Source organism: Cupriavidus sp. 01L415 (genome assembly GCF_056400065.1).
Map to the genome: position 1 here is coordinate 1 of NZ_JBFTSP010000015.1, position 19,323 is coordinate 19,323.

Consider the following 19,323-nt stretch of genomic DNA (forward strand, 5'->3'; position numbering starts at 1 on the left):
GTCCTGATTCTTGGCGTCAACGGCTTCATCGGCCACCACCTGACGCGCCGCATCCTGGAAACCACGCAATGGGAGGTCTACGGCATGGATATGTCGTCGGACCGCCTGGGCGACCTGGTGAACCATCCGCGCATGCACTTCTTCGAAGGTGACATCACCATCAACAAGGAGTGGATCGAGTACAACATCCGCAAGTGCGACGTGATCCTGCCGCTGGTGGCGATCGCCACGCCGGCCACCTACGTGCGCCAGCCGCTGCGCGTGTTCGAACTCGATTTCGAGGCCAACCTGCCGATCGTGCGCGCCGCCGTGAAGTACGGCAAGCACCTGGTGTTCCCGTCGACCTCCGAGGTCTACGGCATGTGCGCCGATGACGAATTCGATCCGGAAGCCTCGCCGCTGGTGTACGGCCCGATCAACAAGCCGCGCTGGATCTATGCCTGCTCCAAGCAGCTGATGGACCGCGTGATTCACGCCTACGGCATGGAACAGGGCCTGAACTACACGCTGTTCCGTCCGTTCAACTGGATCGGCGCSGGGCTGGACTCGATCTTCGAATCGAAGGAAGGGTCCTCGCGCGTGGTGACGCAGTTCCTCGGCCATATCGTGCGCGGCGAGCCGATCAAGCTGGTCGATGGCGGCGCGCAGAAGCGTGCGTTTGCCGATATCTCGGATGGCATCGCGGCGCTGATGCAGATCATCGAGAACAAGGACGGTGTGGCCAGCGGCAAGATCTTCAACATCGGCAACCCGAGCAACATCYACTCGGTGCGCGAGCTGGCGGAGATGATGCTGAAGATGGCKGCGGACTATCCGGAGTACGCGGAAGAAGCGCAGAAGACCAAGATCGTGGAGACGTCGTCGGGCGAGTTCTACGGCAAGGGCTACCAGGACGTRCAGCACCGCGTGCCGAAGATCGACAATACGATCGAGGAACTGGGCTGGAAGCCGCAGGTGACGATGGAGCAGGCSCTGCGCCGCATCTTCGARGCYTACCGCGACAAGGTGGTGGAGCGCCGCCGAAATGCGTGCGGCCGCCGCGGCGGGTCACGAGTGCGGCATCCACACCTGGGACCACGTCTACTGGCAGGACAACGTGCGCGGGCGCGACGCCGCCTGGACGCGCCGCCAGATGCAGCACGCGTTCGACCGCTACGTCGACATCTTCGCCGCCCCGCCGCCCACCCACGGCGCGGCTGGCTGGCAGATGAATGACGAGGCCTTCCGCCAGATCGACGACTGGGGCATGGTCTACGCATCGGACGGCCGGGGCACCGCGCCGTATATCCCCACCGTGGACGGCAAGCCTTGCCGTCACGTGCAGATGCCCACCACGCTACCGACGCTGGACGAGCTGATCGGCGTGGACGACCTGACCGAAGAGAACGTGCACCACGCCGTGCTGCGCCTGACCGAGGGCCAGCGCGATCACGTGTTCACGCTGCACACCGAGCTGGAAGGCGGCAAGCTGGCGCCCGTGTTCGAACGGTTGCTGGCGGGCTGGCGCGCCCAGGGGCATGAGCTGGTCTCGATGGCCACGTTCTACCGCCAACTCGACCACACCGACCTGCCCCGGCTGCCGGTCACCTGGGGCGAGATCGAAGGACGCAGCGGCGAGCTGATCATCCAGCCCTGATCCGTACGGCGTCGGCGGCGCGATTTACATCTCAGTGTGCGTCTCAGTGGCGTCCGGCGTGCGTCAGCCGCAGGCCGTTGAAGACGACCAGCAGGCTCGCCCCCATATCCGCGAAGACCGCCATCCACATCGTGCCCATGCCCATCACCGTCAGGGCGAGGAACACTACCTTGATGCCAAGCGCCAAGGCGATGTTCTGCTTCAGAATGGCCGACGTGCGCCGCGACAGCCGCACGAACGCCGGAATTTTGCGCAGGTCGTCGTCCATCAGGGCGACGTCCGCGGTCTCGATCGCGGTGTCCGTGCCGGCGGCCCCCATCGCAAAGCCGATGTCGGCACGCGCCAGTGCCGGCGCATCGTTGATGCCATCGCCGACCATCCCGACCCGCCCCGCGTGCGTGTGAACCTGCCCGGCCAGTAGCGCAATCGCGGCGGCCTTGTCCTGCGGCAGTTGGTTGCCACGCACCTCGTCGATGCCCACGGCCTCGCCAATCGCCTGCACGGTGTGCGGATTGTCGCCGGACAACATCAGCGTCCGGACGCCGAGCGCGTGCAGTTCCTCGATCGCGCGGCGGCTGGTGTCGCGGACCGTATCGGCCACCGCGAACAGCGCCAGCGCCCTCGGCGTGCCGCCATGCTCCGGCGCCATGCCTGCCAGCATCACGAGCGTCTTGCCCTGCCGTTCGATCGCCTCGAGGCGCGCTTCCAGCGCGGGCGAGCACGCGCCGAGGTCGTGGATCATGCGGTGGTTGCCAAGGCTGTAGCTGGCACCGTTCACTGTCCCGCGCACGCCGTGCCCCGGCAGGGCCTCGAAGTCCGCCACGTCGAAACGCTCCACGCCGTCCGCATCCGCGGCCGTGGCCACGGCCCGCGATACCGGGTGATCCGAACGCGCCGCGAGGCTCGCCGCAATCGCGCGCGCCTGCGGTAGGTCGTCGACAAGCATCGCAAAATCCGTCTGCGCCGGCTTGCCGTGCGTCAGCGTGCCGGTCTTGTCGAGCGCCAGCCACGCCAGATGCCTTCCCTGCTCCAGATACACTCCGCCCTTGACCAGGATGCCGCGCCGCGCCGCGGCCGCCAGGCCGCTCACAATGGTCACAGGCGTCGAAATCACCAGCGCGCAGGGGCATGCGATGACCAGCAGGACCAGCGCCTTGTAAATCCAGTCGAGCCAGCCGCCACCGAGCCACAGCGGCGGCACCACGGCTACCGCCACGGCGATCGCAAAGACCACCGGCGTGTAGATGCGCGCGAACTGGTCCACGAAACGCTGCGTCGGCGCACGGCTGCCCTGCGCGGCCTCGACTGCGTGAATGATGCGAGCCAGTGTGGAATCGCTGGCCGGCGCGGTGACCTCGTACTCGAGTTCGCCAGACTGATTAATCGACCCGGCGTAGAGCGCGTCACCGGTAGTCTTGTCCACCGGCACGCTTTCGCCCGTGATCGGCGCCTGGTCCAACGCGGATGTGCCTCGCACCACGCGGCCATCGAGGGCCACGCGCTCACCGGGGCGCAACCGCACCAGCGCGCCGACGGGCACCGCGCGCGCCTCCACGGGCTGCCAGCCGCCGTCGGGCTGCCGCACCGTGGCCTGCTCCGGTGCCATCGCCAGCAGGCCGTGCACGGCATTGCGGGCACGGTCCAGCGACGCCGCCTCGATGCGTTCCGCCAGCGCGAACAGCACCATCACCATCGCCGCTTCCGGCCACAGGCCGATCAGCATCGCGCCCGTGACGGCGATGCTCATCAGCGCGTTGATGTTGAGATTGCCGTGGCGAATCGCAATCCAGCCCTTGCGATAGACGCCGAGGCCCGACAAGGCGACGGCAACCAGCGCCAGCGCTGCCGGCACATAGGGATCGCCCGCCTGGAGCCAGTGCGCGACTTCCGCCGCCACCGCCGCCGCGCCGGCCAGCGCGAGCGGCCACCACGGCTTGGGCGACTCCGCTGGCGCAGCGGGGGCGGCCGCCGACACCGGCTCCGCCTTCATGCCGAGCGCACCGATGGCCCGGATCACGGGATCGAGCGAATCCAGCGTGTGATGAACGGTCAACACGCGCTGCATCAGGTTGAAGTCCAGCGCGGCCACCCCGGCCATGCCGCCCAGCTTGTTGCGGATCAGGGTCTCCTCGGTCGGGCAATCCATCGCATCGATCCGGTAGGCCGCGGACCGCGTGCCCGCCGGCGCCGTCACAGCGTCCCGCACGGGCATGGCGGTGCCGCAGGCCGAACCGCAGCAGGCATGGGCCGCGGCGTGATCGTCGCTGGCCTGATCGTGGCTCGCGTGGTCGTGCCCGGCATGGTCGTGGCCGGCATGGCTGTTTTGAGCGGCATGGAGGCCGTGATCGTGGCCCTGATGATCATGGCTGCGACCGGCGTGATCGTGGTCGTGCCCGCAGCAATCCTGGCCGTGATGATCGTGATCGTGCGCATGCCCGTGGCCGTGCGTGGCCGATGCCGGCGGCACGACGTTTTCAGGGGTGGAGCGAGCCATGTCAGGTTCCGATTGTTCTTGGTTGCCTCGTATTGAAGACCCTGAAGTGGCTACAAGGTCAAGCGTCGCGTTCCTGCCGGCGGGCATGACAAGGACGTAATGCCGGCACGCCGCCGACGCGCTTATAATCGCTGCCCATGCGCCGCCTGCTGCTCGTTTTTTTCGTCATCCTGCTGCCGATCCAGTTCGCCTGGGCCGGCGCGGCGGCGTATTGCGCACACGAAGACGGCGGCACCAAGACCGGCGCCACCGCCTGGCACATCGGCCACCACACGCACGAGCACCACGCCGATGACCATCAGAAGGCCGCGAAGCCGGGCGCCAAATTGCCCGACGCCGACTGTGCCGCCTGCCACTTCCCAGGCTCCCACGGCGTACTCGCGGCAGTCCTGCTGCCGGGTGGCGATGACGTCGTCACCGTGCGTTACCTGCCGCGTGTTTCCGGTTTCGGCTCCATTCCCGCCCCAGTCCCCGACCGCCCGCAGTGGTCCCGTCCCGTCTAGCCGGCGAGACGCGGACATCTCCCTCACTTTCCTGATTCCTGACGTCTCGCCGATTTTCCCTGTCTGCACGGTGAAATTCGATGAGAAGACTCCTTATGCCGCTTGGGCTGGCGGCCGCACTGCTCAGCCCGCTCGCGTCCGCGCAGGACGCCGCACCTGTTCGCCCCGATCCCGCACCAGAGCCACCGGGCGCGCTGACGCTGGACGTCGCGTTGGCGCTGGCTACGGCACAGAACCCCACGCTTTCCGCTGCCCGGCATGAACTCGATGCCGCAGAGGGCGGCATCACGCAAGCCCGCGTGATCCCGAATCCCGAAGTGGCACTGCTGATGGAGGACACGCGCCAGTCCACCCGCACCACGACGGCGCAGATGAACCTGCCAGTGGAACTCGGCGGCAAGCGCGCCGCCCGCATCGGCGCCGCACAGCGGACGCGGGAACTCGCGCAGGCGCAGCTCGGCAATACGCAGGCCGATCTGCGCGCCAGCGTGATCGGCGCGTTCTTCAACGTCCTGGTGGCACAGGAACGCGTGCGGCTGGCCGCCGGATCCACCGAGATTGCCGCGCGTGGGGCCCGTGCCGCCGCGCGCCGTGTGGCCGCCGGCAAGATCTCGCCAGTCGAGGAAACCAAGGCGGGCGTGGAACTGGCCAATGCCGAACTGGAGCGCGCCGAGGCTGATGCTGCCCTGATCGCCGCCCGGCAGGCGCTATCCACGCTATGGGGGAATCCGTCGCCGCGTTTTGCGGAGGCGGACGGCAACCTCGAAGCGCTGCCCACTCGCCCGGAAGCCGTGCTGCTGCGCCAGTCGCTCGACGCCTCCCCGGCGCTGGTGGCCAGCCAGCGGGAGCTCGCGCGGCGGCAGGCGGAGATCAATGTGCAGCGCAGCCGCCAGTACCCGGACGTCACGCTGAGCGTGGGCGCCAAGCGCGAAAACGCTTCCGATCGCGGCTACTACCCGGTGCTGGGCGTCGCCATCCCGCTGCCGCTATTCGATCGCAACCAGGGCAACCTGTACACCGCGATCCGGCAGGCCGACAAGGCCGCCGACGAATACCGCGCCACACAGGTCCGGCTCGATCACGACCTGCAGCAGGCGGCCAGCCAGCTCGCGGTGTCGCGGGCCTCCGCGCTGACGCTGCGCGAGACCGTGCTGCCCGCGGCGCAACGTGCCTATCAGGCTGCCACGCAAGGCTTTGAAGCAGGCAAGTTCAACTACCTCGACGTGCTGGACGCCCAGCGCACGCTGCTCCAGGCGCGCATCCGCTACCTCGGCGTGGTCGCCAGCAGCTGGCAGGCCGCGACCACGATCGACCGCATTCTCGGACGCTAGCGCGCCGACGCAAGGAATATCGCCATGACGATGACACGAAAACAAGGGATGGCCATCGCCGCCATCCTGATCGCCGGCCTGATTGCCGCCCTGGCATTGTTGCTGGCCGGGCGCGGCGGAACCGGGCACCGCGACGAACACGACGACGATCACGCGCACGGGGCAGGCGAGGCCGCGAACGGCAAGCCCGCCGCAATCGCCGCCGCCGCATCGACCGCAACCAGCAAGCCGGACGATCACGGCAATGCGCCGGCCGGCGTGATCGCGATGACGCCGGAACAGATTCGCAACGCCAACCTCGTCCTGCACACCGCCGCGCCGGGCCGCATCCGCAGCGCCGTGCAATTCCCCGGCGAGATCCGATTCAACGAAGACCGCACGGCGCACGTGGTACCCCGCGTGGCGGGTGTCGCCGAATCGGTCGCGGCCAACCTCGGCCAGCGCGTGAAGAAGGGCGACCTGCTGGCCGTCTTCGCCAGCACCCAGCTATCCGACCAGCGCAGCGAACTGCTGGCCGCACAGCGCCGGCTGGAACTGGCCCGCACCACATCTGCCCGCGAAAAGAAGCTGTGGGAGGACAAGGTCTCGGCCGAGCAGGACTTCCTGGCCGCGCGCACCGCGTTGCAGGAGGCGGAGATCGCCGCGCAGAACGCCGCGCAGAAGCTGACGGCCATCGGCGCGAAGCCCACAGCCGGCGCCATCAACCAGTTCGAACTGCGTGCGCCCTTCGACGGTATCGTCGTGGAAAAGCACCTGGCCCTGGGCGAAGCCGTTGCCGCCGATACCACGGTCTTCACCATCTCCGACCTGAACACCGTCTGGGCCGAATTCGTGATCGCGCCGAAGGACCTGGGTCACGTGCGGCTGGGCGAATCCGTGCGCGTGGTGTCCACCGCGTTCAATGGCACCGCCGAGGGCCGGATCTCCTACGTAGGCGCCCTGCTCGGCCAGCAGACGCGCACGGCCACGGCACGCGTGACGCTCGCCAATCCGGACATGGCCTGGCGCCCCGGCCTGTTCGTCACCGTCAGCGTTGCCACCGGCGACGCCGAGGTGCCCGTCGCCATCGAAGCCGACGCGGTGCAGACCGAGGGCGGCCAGACGCAGGTATTCGTCGAGGTGCCCGGAGGATTCGCCGCGCGCCCCGTCAAGGCGGGCCGCACCGACGGCAAGCGGATCGAAATCACCGACGGACTCGCGCCGGGCACGCGCTACGTGGCCGCCAACAGCTTCGTGCTGAAGGCGGAACAGGGCAAGGCCAGCGCCGAGCACGCGCACTGAGCGGAGATCCTCATGTTCGAACGCATCCTCCGCTTCGCCATCGAGCAACGCTGGCTGGTCATGCTCGCCGTGTTGGGCATGGCCCTGCTGGGCGCCTACAACTACAGCCGCCTGCCGATCGACGCCGTACCGGACATCACCAACGTCCAGGTCCAGATCAACACCGCGGCGCCCGGCTATTCCCCGCTGGAAGCCGAGCAGCGCGTGACCTATCCGCTGGAGACGGCGATGTCCGGCCTGCCGGGCCTGGAGCAGACACGCTCGCTGTCCCGCTATGGGCTGTCGCAGGTCACCGTGATCTTCCGGGACGGCACCGACATCTACTTCGCGCGCCAGCTGGTCAACCAGCGCATGCAGGAGGCACGCGAGCAGCTGCCGTCCGGCATTTCCCCGCAAATGGGGCCGATCTCCACCGGGCTCGGCGAGATCTACCTGTGGACGGTGGAAGCCGACGACGACGCGCGCAAGCCGGACGGCACGCCCTATTCCGCCACCGACCTGCGCGAAATCCAGGACTGGATCATCAAGCCGCAACTGCGCACCGTGCCGGGCGTGACCGACATCAACTCGATCGGCGGCTTCGCCAAGGAATACCTGGTGGCCCCCAGCCCGGAGAAGCTGGCGTCATACGGCCTGTCGCTGCAGGACGTGGTGCAGGCGCTGGAGCGCAACAACAGCAACGTCGGCGCCGGCTATATCGAGCGGCGCGGCGAGCAATACCTGGTGCGGGCGCCGGGCCAGGTGAAGTCGATCGACGACATCCGCGACGTGATCGTTGGCACCGCACAGGGCCAGCCGATCCGGATCCGCGACCTGGCCGAGGTGGATCTCGGCCGCGAACTGCGCACCGGCGCCGCCACGGACAACGGCCGCGAGGTCGTGCTGGGCACCGTGTTCATGCTGATCGGCGAAAACAGCCGCGCGGTATCGCGCGCGGTGGACGCCCGCATGGCGGCGATCAACAAGTCGCTGCCGGCAGGCGTCAAGGCCGTGACCGTCTACGACCGCACGGTGCTGGTCGACAAGGCGATTGCCACGGTCAAGAAGAACCTGCTGGAAGGCGCGGTGCTGGTGATCGCGGTGCTGTTCGTGTTCCTGGGCAACCTTCGCGCGGCGCTGATCACGGCGCTGGTCATTCCGTTGTCGATGCTGTTCACGTTCACCGGCATGGTCACGTACAAGATCAGCGCCAACCTGATGAGCCTGGGGGCGCTGGACTTCGGCATCATCGTCGATGGTGCGGTGGTGATCGTGGAAAACTGCGTGCGCCGCCTGGCCCATGCGCGGACGCGCCAGGGCCGCCCGCTGACGCGCGCCGAGCGCTTCCACGAGGTCTTTGCCGCCGCGCGGGAAGCACGCCGGCCGCTGGTGTTCGGCCAGCTGATCATCATGATCGTGTACATCCCGATCTTTGCCCTGACCGGCGTGGAGGGCAAGATGTTCCACCCGATGGCGATGACCGTGGTGCTGGCGCTGGCCGGCGCGCTGGTTCTGTCGGTCACCTTCGTGCCCGCCGCCGTGGCCTTGTTTATCGGCGATCGCGTGGCGGAAAAGGAAAACCGGCTGATGGGATGGGCACGCCGCTGGTATGCCCCGGCCCTGACGCGCGCGCTGGCCAATACCCCTGTGGTGCTGACCGCGGCGGCGGTCACCGTGCTGCTGAGCGGGCTGGTCGCCACGCGGCTGGGCAGCGAGTTCATTCCCAATCTGAACGAGGGCGACTTCGCCGTGCAGGCGTTGCGCATTCCCGGCACCAGCCTGACGCAATCGGTGGCCATGCAGCAGCAGATCGAGACGCGCCTGAAGGCGACATTCCCGGAGATCGAACGCGTCTTCGCGCGCACCGGCACGGCCGAGATTGCCGCCGATCCGATGCCGCCGAATGCCTCCGATGGCTACGTCATGCTCAAGCCACGCGATCAGTGGCCCGACCCCTCGCGCTCGCGCGAATCCTTGCGCGCGGCGATGCAGGTGGAGCTGGAGCAGATCCCCGGCAACCGCTACGAGTTCTCGCAGCCGATCCAGTTGCGCTTCAACGAGCTGATCTCGGGCGTGCGCAGCGATGTGGCCGTCAAGCTGTTCGGCGATGACAACGCCGTGCTGGACGCGACCGCGCAGCGGATCGCCCAGGTGCTGCAGGGCGTGGCCGGCGCCACCGAGGTCAAGGTGGAACAGACGACGGGGCTGCCGGTACTGAGCGTGGAGGTCGACCGATCGCGCGCGGCACGCTACGGCCTGAACATGGTTGACGTGCAGGACACCGTGGCGATTGCCGTGGGCGGCCGCGACGCCGGCGTGTTCTATCAGGGCGACCGGCGCTTCAATATCGGCGTGCGCCTGCCGGAAGGCATCCGTGCCGACGTGGAAGCGCTGCGACGCCTGCCGATTCCGTTGCCCAAGGGCGCCGACGCGCGTACGAACTACATCCCGCTGGGCGAGATCGCCACGCTCGCCATCGCGCCCGGCCCCAATCAGGTTTCGCGCGAGAACGGCAAGCGCCGCATCGTGATCAGCGCCAACGTGCGCGGCCGCGACGTCGGCAGCTTCGTGCCGGAGGCGATGGCTGCGATCGAAGCCAGGGTGACGATTCCCACCGGGTACTGGATCGCGTGGGGCGGCACGTTCGAGCAGCTGCAATCCGCCACGCAGCGGCTGCAGATCGTGGTGCCGGTGGCGCTGCTGCTGGTCTTCGTGCTGCTGTTCATCATGTTCGGCAACGCGCGGGACGGCTTGCTGGTCTTCACGGGCATTCCGTTCGCGCTGACCGGCGGCGTGCTGGCGTTGTGGCTGCGCGGCATTCCGCTATCGATCTCCGCAGCGGTGGGCTTTATCGCACTGTCCGGCGTGGCGGTGCTCAACGGACTGGTGATGCTGTCGTTCATCCGCAGCCTGCGCGAGGAAGGCAAGCCGCTCGCCGAGGCCGTGCACAGCGGTGCGCTCACCCGGCTGCGGCCCGTGCTGATGACGGCGCTGGTGGCTTCGCTCGGCTTTGTGCCGATGGCGATCGCCACCGGCACCGGCGCCGAGGTGCAGCGCCCGCTGGCCACGGTGGTCATCGGCGGCATCCTGTCCTCCACGGCGCTGACCCTGCTGGTATTGCCGGTGCTGTACCGCTGGGCACATGGCCGCGACGAGGGTGCCGTCGAGATCGCCCGCAGTGCCGAGCCATCGGCATCCTGAGGGGTTCGTCAGGGGTTCGTGAAGTCTCCGCAAAGCCTTCGTGGAGGACTTCACGGGTGCCCCGGCGCCTGTATGCGAAGCAAGGTGGCGGACGATGGGCGCAAAAAAGGCCGACTAGACAGTCGGCCTTGCTTGCGCGGTCAGAAACTGATCGGGCTAGTGCTCGCAGTTGACCATCCACGTCATCTGGAACTTGTCGACCAGCATGCCGAAACCTTCAGCCCAGAACGTCTTCTGGTACGGCATGATGACCTGGCCGCCTTCGGCCAGCGCGTTGAAGATGCGCTCGCCTTCGGCCTTGGGCACGTCGCCGACGGACAGCATGAAGCCCGAGAACGCCGGGGTCTGCCCCTCGCGGCCGTCCGATGCCATGATCTGGCTGTCGCCGAGCTGGATGTTGGCGTGCATCACCTTGTCCGCCCACGTGGGGCTCGGCTGCTGCTCGCCCGGAGGCGCGTCCTTGTAGCGCATCATGAAAGTCACCTTGGCGCCCATCACCTTGCCGTAGAACGCCATGGCCTCGTCGAACCGTCCGCCGAAGTCCAGATAGGGTTGCACCTGCATATCGGTCTCCTTGATTTTTTCCGATCAAGAGGTTGAGGCTGGTTCACGCCAGCCTCACCAGGTCACGCGAGAGGATCGCTCCCGCGCTGGCATTATGCGCCGGCTTTGTGACCGGCCTGCGTATCGGGAAAATCGAGTTCGAATTCCGTCCGGCCCGCTTCGCTGCGCACGGTGACGCTGCCGCCATGCAGGCGCATGATCGTGTCGACGATGGCCAGTCCGAGACCGGTGGATGTCGCCGAATTGCGGCGCGACGGGTCGGCGCGATAGAAGCGGCCGAACAGATGCGGCAGCGCTTCGCTCGCAATCGCCGGACCCGCGTTGGCAACGCAGATGCCGGTGTAACCCGGCTTCGCACGCGCCACCGTCATGCGCACGGTGCTGCCTGCCGGCGCGTGGCGCATCGCGTTGTCCAGCAGGTTGATCACCGCGCGGCGCAGCAGGGTCTGGTCGGCCGTCACCGTCGCCACGCCGGACACCGCCAGCGTCAGGTCGCGGTCCGCCGCCACGGCTTCGAAATACTCGGCCACCTTGTCCAGTTCTCCGCGCGCATCCAGCGCCCGGGCGCCCAGCGCCACCTGCGCGTTGTCCGCGCGCGCCAGGAACAGCATGTTCTCGATCATCCGCGACAGCCGCTCGTATTCCTCGAGATTCGATTCGAGCAGCGCTTCATACTCGGCGGGGTTGCGTCGCTGCGCCAGCGTCACCTGGGTCTGGCCGACGAGATTGCTGATGGGCGTGCGAAAGTCATGCGCCAGGTCGGCGGAGAAAGCGGAGAGGCGCGTGAAACTGTCCTGCAGTCGTGCCAGCATGCCGTTCAGCGCGCCGGCCAGCTCGCGCAGTTCCTCGGGCGCTTCGCCCACATCGAGCCGCGTGGCCAGCCGACTGGTGGTCACCGCCGCCGCGTCATGGGCCATGCGGCGCAGCGGACGCAATCCACGCCTTGCCAGCAGGAAACCCAGCGCGGCGGCCACGATCGCCCCGCAGAGCACCGCGCCAAGCAGCTGGCTTCGATACTCGCGCATCAACGCCACGCGGTAGCCGGCATCACTGAGCACGACGATCTCGACGGCCCGGTCACTGTCGCCCACCTGGCCCAGCGCCGCCATGCCGCGAGACGGCACACCGTTGCGCGGGTGCCAGGTCTGCAGCAAGGACTTGTCCGGCGCCGTGGTCGCTGGCAGCACACGCAGCGGTGGCAGGGACTCGTTGCGCGGATTCAGCGTGATCAGCGGCTCGCCCTGGCGCGTGCGCACGACCAGGATCAGCCCCTCGTGGCCCATGGCGATATCGGCAAAGCGGTGCGTGTCGGCACGGATCTCGGCCTCGTCGGTGACTTCACGCAACAAATGCCGCACCAGCAGCACCTCGCCGACCAGCTCGCTTTCGTCGCGCGATTGCAGCTGGCTGCCCAGCGTGCTCGACAGATAGGCGGCCACGCACACCAGAATCGCGCCGGTGGTCAGCCCGTATGCCAGCGCCAGCCGCGTGGTCAGCGACGAGGTGATCGCCCGGGGTAATCGCACCCACAGCATCCACTGCATCCACCGCTTCATGCCGCGTCCTTCATGGCGTGTCCTGCGCGCGCGTCCCTCATGCTTCGTCCGCCTCGTCGAGCACGTAGCCCATGCCGCGGCGCGTGTGGATCAGCTTGTTGGGGAACGGATCGTCGACCTTGGCCCGCAGTCGCCGGATCGACACATCCACCACGTTGGTATTGCTGTCGAAATTCATGTCCCAGACCTGCGAGGCGATCAGCGAACGCGACAGCACCTCGCCACGCCGGCGCGCCAGCAGTTGCAGCAGCGCGAATTCCTTGGAAGTCAGGTCGATTTTCTGGCCCGCGCGCGTGACGCGGCGGCGGATCGTGTCGATCTGGAGATCGGCCACCTCCATGAACTCGCTCTCCCGCAGCGGCCCGCGCCGCAGGATCGTGCGGATACGCGCGACCAGTTCGGCGAACGCGAACGGCTTGACCATATAGTCGTCCGCCCCGAGCTCCAGGCCCTTGAGACGGTCCGACAACTCGTCGCGGGCCGTCAGGCACAGTACGGGCGTGTCCTTGTCGCGCCGCAGTTCGCGCAAGACCTGCCAGCCATCCATGCCCGGCAGCATGACATCGAGGACAATGAGGTCGTAGTGCTGCTCGCGGGCGTGGGCAAGGCCGTCCACGCCATCGCGCGCCAGGTCCGCGACGAAGCCCGATTCCGTCAACCCCTTGAGCAGGTAATCGCCGGCCTTCGGCTCGTCTTCCACGATCAGGATGCGCATGCTAATTCACTTCCGGGCCGGGATGCTTCGGCCCATTGGCTTGGGTTGTTTAGAGAAACTACGACACTAGCCGAGGATCGACCCGTTTTTACGAAGATTGCAGGAATGTCATCTTTTGACCCCGGATTGCCGGCCGTTATCCCAAGTACAATCGCGCCTTCTGTCGGGGAACCGTTGCCGGGGGACGCTGCCTGCGTATGCGGGTGCTGGCCTGCAATCCCCCTGAATCCCTTGCGCAATCCGCCATTTCGATGAAACGACCGCTCACCCGCTTCCTGCTATGCCTTGCCACGATCGCGCTGCCCGTCGAGGGTGCCTCGGCGGCAGCCATGATGGTGTGTGGCGCGGAGGAAGCGGCGGGGTTGTCGATGCCTGAGCGGCATGCCGCGCTCAAGGCGGAGGCGGAAGCCGAAATCCGCGAGGCATTCGTGGCGCAATCGCCGGATGACGCATTGGCTGATGCAGCCGGGACGCCCGGCTGGCAAGACGCCGAGCCGGCCGGCAACGGCATGGGCCACGCGACCGACCCCCATCACGTGGCTGGCGCCACATTGCTCACGGAAATCCCGCTAGTGGCGCTGCAATATCTTCGCCATGCCAGGCCACTGGCCACACCGGCCGCCAATGCCACGTGGGCCGCCGACCTGCCGCTGTTGCCCAAGCGGCTCAGGCGGCCCGAGCAGCCCGAGCCGTCAAGCGCGCGGCGCTGCTGACATCCACAGGGCGTCCACCACACGCCCGGTCTTCTGATTTGCTCCGCTGCAAGCGAGTCGACGCGGCCACGGCACATCCGGGGGCCGCGCGGCGTCGCTTCAGTCCACGCGGTAGAAATCGATCGATTGCCCGGCATTGACGGCGCGCTGCAGCCAGTCCGGGTATTCGCCGGTGCCGTCCCACGTCTGGCCCATGGCATTGCGATAGAGCACGCGGACCACGGTGTCCTCGACGTGCGGTGCTTCGGGAACATCATGCGCGGTGGCTTCGACCTCCGCGACTTCGTCAAAACAACCTGCCTCGACTAAATCGTCGAACGTCAGGCCATGGCGATCCATCTGCTCGCGGATCCATGCCACCGCGGCTTGTTTGGCTGCATCAGACTCGGACATGACTTTCGTGCGCGCCCGCCGCCTGCGAGACGGGCTGAAGAAGAAATTCGGGAAGTGCCCAGACCAGAGCCAGGCGGGCCAGAAACGAATTCTACAGGGTGTTGGGGACACACCCCTCGAACGAGTGGATAGTCTTTCAACACAGGGGCAAATTCGTCTTGCTGCATGACAGCAATGTCATGTGGAAGTCATGCTGACGTCGGCACCTGCTTTCTAGACTGCACAGCGTGGTCGTCACGTTGTCACACACTGTGACGATGTCCGGCGACCGAGCCCGGTTTCACCCGGCTCTCACCCCTTGACGGAGTCCTCCATGCACAAGATCAAGCAAGCCCTGCTCTTCACCGCCCTGACCGCCACGATCGCTGGCACCGCCGGCCTGGCCAACGCCGCACCGCGATCCGCGGACCCCTTTACCGACGGCGCGCGCATCACCAACCGCGATGGGTTTACCGATGGCGCCCGCACCAGCGCGCGCGACCCCTTCACCGACGGCGCACGCAGCATCCAGGACGCACGCAGCCCGTTCACCGACGGCAGCTTCAGTGCCACCGGCCCGCGCGACAAGTTCACCAGCGGCAACTAAGCAGTTTCAGAACGCTGGCGCGCGTCCAGGCCCGCCTAAGCCCGGCTCAACCCGGCTCATCCCGGCGCTGGCGGCTCGGGATTTCGCGTCAGCACCCCAGCAATACCTCCGCCGTCCTTGCGCGACGGCATTGTCATTACCTCCCGGGCAAGCGTCAGTGGCCCGCCGCCGGCACCCCCGGAAACTGCGATGCCGGCATCGGCTTACCCAGCAAGTACCCCTGCAAGGCGTCGCAACCTAGCCCCGCCAGAAACGCCTGCTGCGCCGTCGTCTCCACCCCTTCCGCAACCACCTTGAGGTTCAGCGTCCGCCCGAGTGCGACGATGGCCGACACAATCGCGGCGTCTTCCGTGTCTTCCGCCAGATCGCGCACAAAGCCACGATCGATCTTCAGCTCGCTGGCGGGAATCCGCTTCAGATGCAGCAGGCTGGAATAGCCGGTACCGAAGTCGTCAATCGCAATCCGCACCCCCATGTCGTCCAGCTGCGTAAGGATCGCCAGGCTGGCCTCGACATCCCGCATCGCGGTGGATTCCGTGATCTCCAGCGTCAGGCAGCCAGCGGGCACCGCGTGTCGCGCGAGTGCCTGCGCCACCGAATCGACCATCCCCACATGGCAGAACTGCAAGGCCGACAGGTTGACCGCCATGGTCCATTCGGGCCGGCCCGCCGCATGCCACACCGCCAGTTGGCGACAGGCCTCGTCGAGCACCCATGCGCCGATCGGGACGATCGCGCCGGTCTTCTCCGCCAGGGTGATGAACTGGTCCGGCATCAGCATGCCGTGCACCGGATGGTTCCAGCGCAAGAGCGCCTCCGCCCCCATCAGCGTGTTCTCGGACGCGGAGAATTTCGGCTGGTAATGCAATTGCAATTGCCCGTTGCGTTGCGCGCCGCGCAGGTCCTGGATCAGCGTCTGCTGCGCGCGGGCCTGGTGGTTCATCGACCGCTCGAAGAAGCAGTACGCATTGCGGCCCGATGCCTTGGCGTGATACATCGCGGCATCGGCATTTGTCATCAGCGTGTCCTGGTCCTGGCCGTCCGCGGGATGCAGCGCGATGCCGATACTGCCGGAGACGTGCAGCACATGGCCTGCCACCTGCACGGTTTCGCGTAGCGTCTCGAGCACCGCTTCGGCGATCACGCCGGCATCTTCCGGTTCCTCCACGCGCACCAGCAGCACGAACTCATCGCCGCCGACCCGCGAAATTGTATCTTCCGACCGCACCGCGGCACGCAGCCGGTTGGCGATCTCCACCAGCAGCGCGTCGCCCACATGGTGACCGTACGTGTCGTTGACGCCCTTGAATCCGTCGAGGTCGACAAAGAGCACCGCAAAGGCACCAGGATGGCGCACGTTGGCCTGGATGGCCTGCTCGAAGCGATCGTCGAGCAGCGCACGATTGGGCAGATGGGTCAGCTTGTCGTGCAAGGCCAGGAATTGCAGTTCTTCGTTGGCCACGCCCAACGCCTTCGCCAGCACGGCGGTACGCATCTCCAGCCGCATATCGAGCACGGACGTGACCAGCGCCACCGCGAGCACGCACACCGTGATCACCAGGATCGGCAGCGCCAGCGCGCCGCCGTCCATCCCCCTGCCCGCCGCGCCGCAGACGCTGCCTAGCGGAAATTCCGCCGCGGCCATCCCCGTGTAATGCATGGCGGCGATGGCTCCGCCCATCACCACGGCCGCGCCCATGCGCAGCTGATGGATGCGCGGCATGTTCCGGCGCAGGCGGAACGCAATCCACAGCGCCGCCCCCGATGCCACCACGGCAATGACAATCGACAACACGAACAGCCACGGCACGTAATGGATGGCCGGCTGCATGCGCAACGCCGCCATGCCGGTGTAGTGCATGCTGGCCACGGCGGCGCCCAGCACCAGCGCGCCCAGCGCCAGGCGGCGCCTGGGCAGGTGTTCCTGGCACACCAGCCGCAGCGCGAAGGCTGACGCCACGATGGCAATCAGCAGCGACCACGCCGTGATGGCGGGGTCGTAGCCCAGCGGAATCGGCAACCGGAACGCCAGCATGCCGACGAAGTGCATCGACCAGATACCCAGCCCCATGGCCACCGCGCCCCCAGCCAGCCAGACGTGGGCGTGCCGCCCCCGGGCGGTGGCAATGCGTCCCGCCATGTCGAGCGCGGTATATGACGCAAGAATCGCGACAAGCAGGGAGAACAGGACGAGCAGCGCGTCGTAGCTGGGGGAAATCATGGCGCGTGACGGGACAGTGGCTTGGGGCAGCCGGGCATTCTACGCGGCGCGAGCGTGTATTTCCCGGCATCCGTTGGGAATATCGGCAAATTCAAACCGGCCTGAAGCGCGACCCGCATCGCCAACAGGCGGACGGCACTGCACAGCTGCCGTCCGACAATTCCTACATCTCAATCGGCGCGCGCCGGAATGGCCACGCGCTGTCTCACACCTATTCTTGAGTCTTGACGATCAGGATGCTGCCGCGCTTCTGTTGAGACGGCGTCCTGGATGCAGGAGAACACATCATGTGGAAACGACTGGCAGGAGCGCTCGCCGTGGGCGCATGTTGTTGGGCCTTCTCGGGCTGCACGGCCACCGGCGCAGTGGCCGGCGGCGTAGTGGGCCATGAAGTCACGCACGGCAGCACGGCCGGCACGATCGGCGGCGCAGTCGTTGGCGGGGTGATCGGCCACGAGCTGGGCAAGTAAGGCTGTGACGCGCCTGGGGCTGATCCGTTTTTCAGAGGCGCTATCAAAATGAAGCGATAGCGGTTCTCGCTAGGGCGAAGCAGGGGTTTCGGATCGCACGCGATCCGCCTGCGCAGCGGCATGCGCCGACAGTACAAGTGGTACGGCAAGGCCGCGCAACGACGCCAGAATCATTTTGATAGTGCCTCCAAATTTTCCGCGGTCTGGATGGCGGGCAGGGTCATCCAGGCTTGCGCGGTATCCCTCCAGATGGGGAGTGGATATCGCCGCGCGCCGCGCCATGGGCGTCGGTCGCGATGTCCTTCAACGATGATTGAACGTTTTCATCGCTGAAAGACGTCGCGGCATGCAACGACGGAATATTCTCGGACCCGCATGGCGCGGCCGTGGGAAACCTGCAATGAGAAAGCCCCGGGGCATCCGCTCCGGGGCTTTCTCTTCTGCCGCGCCGTACGCCCGGATAGCCTCGGACCAGGCGACCACGACGGTGTCTCCTTCAATACGATTTCGGCAAGCCGAGCACGCGCTCCGCGATATGGCACATGATCAGCTGTGCGCTGACAGGGGCGATGCGCGGGATATACGACTCGCGCAGGTAGCGCTCCACGTGGTACTCGCGGGCATAGCCCATGCCGCCAAGCGTCAGCACGGCCGTCTGGCAGGCCTGGTGGGCGGCTTCCGCGGCGAGATACTTCGCGGCATTGGCTTCCGCCCCGCACGGCTTGCCATTGTCATAGAGCCAGGCGGCCTTCCAGACCATCATGTCGGCGGCCTCCAGCGCCATCCAGGCCTGCGCCAGCGGATGCTGGATGCCCTGGTTCTGGCCGATGGGACGACCAAACACCGTGCGTTCGCGCGCGTAGCGCGTGGCAGCTTCCAGCGCGGCACGGCCCAGGCCCACGGCCTCGGCGGCAATCAGGATGCGCTCCGGGTTCAGCCCGTGCAGGATGTACTCGAAGCCCCTGCCCTCCTCGCCGATGCGATCCGCCGCCGGCACCATCAGGCCATCGATGAACAGCATGTTCGAATCGACCGCCCCGCGCCCCATCTTGTCGATCTCGCGGACCTCGATGTGCGCACGGTCCAGCGTCGTGTAGAACAGACTCAGCCCCTGCGTGGGCTTGGCCACCGCCTCCAGCGGCGTGGTGCGCGCCAGCAGCAGCATGCGCGAGGCCACCTGGGCGGTGGAGATCCAGATCTTGCGGCCATCCACGCGATACGCGCTGCCATCGGCCGTGCGCACCGCCTGCGTCTTCAGGTGGGTGGTGTCGAGCCCCGCATCGGGCTCCGTGACGGCAAAGCAGGCCTTGTCGCGCCCGGCGATCAGCGGCGGCAGCGCCGCGGCCTGCTGGGCCTCCGAGCCGAACACCACCACCGGGTTCAGGCCGAACACGTTCATGTGGATCGCCGATGCACCCGAGAAGCCAGCGCCAGACGCCGACACCGTCTGCATGATCAGTGCGGCCTCCGTGATGCCCAGCCCCGCCCCGCCGTACTGTTCCGGCATGGCAATGCCGAGCCACCCGGCTCCAGCCATCGCCTGGTGGAAGGCCTCGGGAAATTCGTGACGCTGGTCGAGGCCGGCCCAATAGTCCGGGCCGAAGTCGCTGCACAACTGCGATACGGCCTCGACAATCGCGTTCTGCTCGGGTGTCCTTTCGAAATTCATGTGGTATTCCC

14 protein-coding genes and 2 pseudogenes are annotated in these 19,323 nt (G+C 67.0%); 9 read left to right on the forward strand and 7 right to left on the reverse strand.

Going from position 1 to position 19,323, the window contains the following annotated elements:
• A pseudogene (locus AC1DOX_RS20020) lies at positions 1-1,020 on the forward strand (bifunctional UDP-4-keto-pentose/UDP-xylose synthase); the annotation flags it as partial.
• Positions 1,013-1,636 (forward strand): annotated as a pseudogene (locus AC1DOX_RS20025) (polysaccharide deacetylase family protein); the annotation flags it as partial. The pseudogenes AC1DOX_RS20020 and AC1DOX_RS20025, both read left to right, overlap by 8 nt.
• 43 nt (positions 1,637-1,679) lie before the next feature.
• On the opposite strand, the gene AC1DOX_RS20030 reads toward AC1DOX_RS20025, so the two are convergent.
• Positions 1,680-4,130 carry a heavy metal translocating P-type ATPase gene (locus AC1DOX_RS20030; RefSeq protein WP_441620061.1) on the reverse strand — a complete coding sequence of 817 codons (2,451 nt, stop codon included), beginning with the start codon at positions 4,128-4,130 and terminating at the stop codon, positions 1,680-1,682.
• Between the two features lie 137 nt (positions 4,131-4,267).
• Between AC1DOX_RS20030 and czcI the strand changes: the two genes are divergently transcribed.
• From czcI to AC1DOX_RS20050, 4 genes are all read left to right on the forward strand, one after another.
• The gene (gene czcI, locus AC1DOX_RS20035; RefSeq protein ID WP_441620063.1) at positions 4,268-4,633 is read left to right on the forward strand and encodes a cation efflux protein, CzcI family; all 366 of its coding nucleotides are present in this window, start codon (positions 4,268-4,270) and stop codon (positions 4,631-4,633) included.
• Between the two features lie 80 nt (positions 4,634-4,713).
• Entirely contained in the window at positions 4,714-5,964 is a 1,251-nt protein-coding gene (locus AC1DOX_RS20040; RefSeq protein ID WP_143018570.1) for a TolC family protein, read from the forward strand.
• A 24-nt stretch (positions 5,965-5,988) separates the two neighbouring features.
• Entirely contained in the window at positions 5,989-7,245 is a 1,257-nt protein-coding gene (locus AC1DOX_RS20045) for an efflux RND transporter periplasmic adaptor subunit (protein WP_441620066.1), read from the forward strand.
• A 12-nt stretch (positions 7,246-7,257) separates the two neighbouring features.
• Positions 7,258-10,425: a CusA/CzcA family heavy metal efflux RND transporter gene (locus tag AC1DOX_RS20050; protein WP_441620068.1), complete on the forward strand. Its 3,168-nt coding sequence runs from the start codon at positions 7,258-7,260 to the stop codon at positions 10,423-10,425.
• A gap of 156 nt (positions 10,426-10,581) precedes the next feature.
• Here AC1DOX_RS20050 and AC1DOX_RS20055 read toward each other — a convergent pair whose 3' ends face one another.
• The 3 genes from AC1DOX_RS20055 to AC1DOX_RS20065 form a co-directional block, all read right to left on the reverse strand.
• Positions 10,582-10,989, reverse strand: coding sequence for a VOC family protein (locus AC1DOX_RS20055; protein WP_092143763.1), 408 nt, complete (start codon positions 10,987-10,989; stop codon positions 10,582-10,584).
• A gap of 92 nt (positions 10,990-11,081) precedes the next feature.
• The gene (locus AC1DOX_RS20060) at positions 11,082-12,545 is read right to left on the reverse strand and encodes a heavy metal sensor histidine kinase (RefSeq protein ID WP_441620070.1); all 1,464 of its coding nucleotides are present in this window, start codon (positions 12,543-12,545) and stop codon (positions 11,082-11,084) included.
• A 37-nt stretch (positions 12,546-12,582) separates the two neighbouring features.
• Positions 12,583-13,260 carry a heavy metal response regulator transcription factor gene (locus AC1DOX_RS20065; protein ID WP_092143761.1) on the reverse strand — a complete coding sequence of 226 codons (678 nt, stop codon included), beginning with the start codon at positions 13,258-13,260 and terminating at the stop codon, positions 12,583-12,585.
• A 251-nt stretch (positions 13,261-13,511) separates the two neighbouring features.
• Between AC1DOX_RS20065 and AC1DOX_RS20070 the strand changes: the two genes are divergently transcribed.
• A complete protein-coding gene (locus tag AC1DOX_RS20070; protein WP_477101493.1) occupies positions 13,512-13,973 on the forward strand; it encodes a hypothetical protein in 462 nt (153 codons plus the stop codon).
• A 99-nt stretch (positions 13,974-14,072) separates the two neighbouring features.
• On the opposite strand, the gene AC1DOX_RS20075 is transcribed toward AC1DOX_RS20070, so the two are convergent.
• Positions 14,073-14,366 carry an H-NS family nucleoid-associated regulatory protein gene (locus tag AC1DOX_RS20075; RefSeq protein WP_092143758.1) on the reverse strand — a complete coding sequence of 98 codons (294 nt, stop codon included), beginning with the start codon at positions 14,364-14,366 and terminating at the stop codon, positions 14,073-14,075.
• A 313-nt stretch (positions 14,367-14,679) separates the two neighbouring features.
• Here AC1DOX_RS20075 and AC1DOX_RS20080 point away from each other — a divergent pair, with 313 nt between their 5' ends.
• Positions 14,680-14,952 (forward strand): copper resistance protein CopQ, encoded by a 273-nt coding sequence (locus AC1DOX_RS20080; protein ID WP_441620075.1) that lies wholly within the window; start codon positions 14,680-14,682, stop codon positions 14,950-14,952.
• 154 nt (positions 14,953-15,106) lie between these two features.
• Here the strand turns inward: AC1DOX_RS20080 and AC1DOX_RS20085 are convergent, their stop codons facing one another.
• On the reverse strand, positions 15,107-17,173 hold the full coding sequence (locus AC1DOX_RS20085) for a putative bifunctional diguanylate cyclase/phosphodiesterase (protein ID WP_441620077.1): 2,067 nt from the start codon (positions 17,171-17,173) through the stop codon (positions 15,107-15,109).
• A 287-nt stretch (positions 17,174-17,460) separates the two neighbouring features.
• Here AC1DOX_RS20085 and AC1DOX_RS20090 point away from each other — a divergent pair, with 287 nt between their 5' ends.
• Complete coding sequence (locus AC1DOX_RS20090) at positions 17,461-17,643, forward strand: glycine zipper 2TM domain-containing protein (protein ID WP_092143747.1); 183 nt, start codon at positions 17,461-17,463, stop codon at positions 17,641-17,643.
• A gap of 496 nt (positions 17,644-18,139) precedes the next feature.
• Here the strand turns inward: AC1DOX_RS20090 and AC1DOX_RS20095 are convergent, their stop codons facing one another.
• Positions 18,140-19,312 carry an acyl-CoA dehydrogenase family protein gene (locus AC1DOX_RS20095; RefSeq protein ID WP_441620080.1) on the reverse strand — a complete coding sequence of 391 codons (1,173 nt, stop codon included), beginning with the start codon at positions 19,310-19,312 and terminating at the stop codon, positions 18,140-18,142.
• Positions 19,313-19,323: the final 11 nt, after the last annotated feature.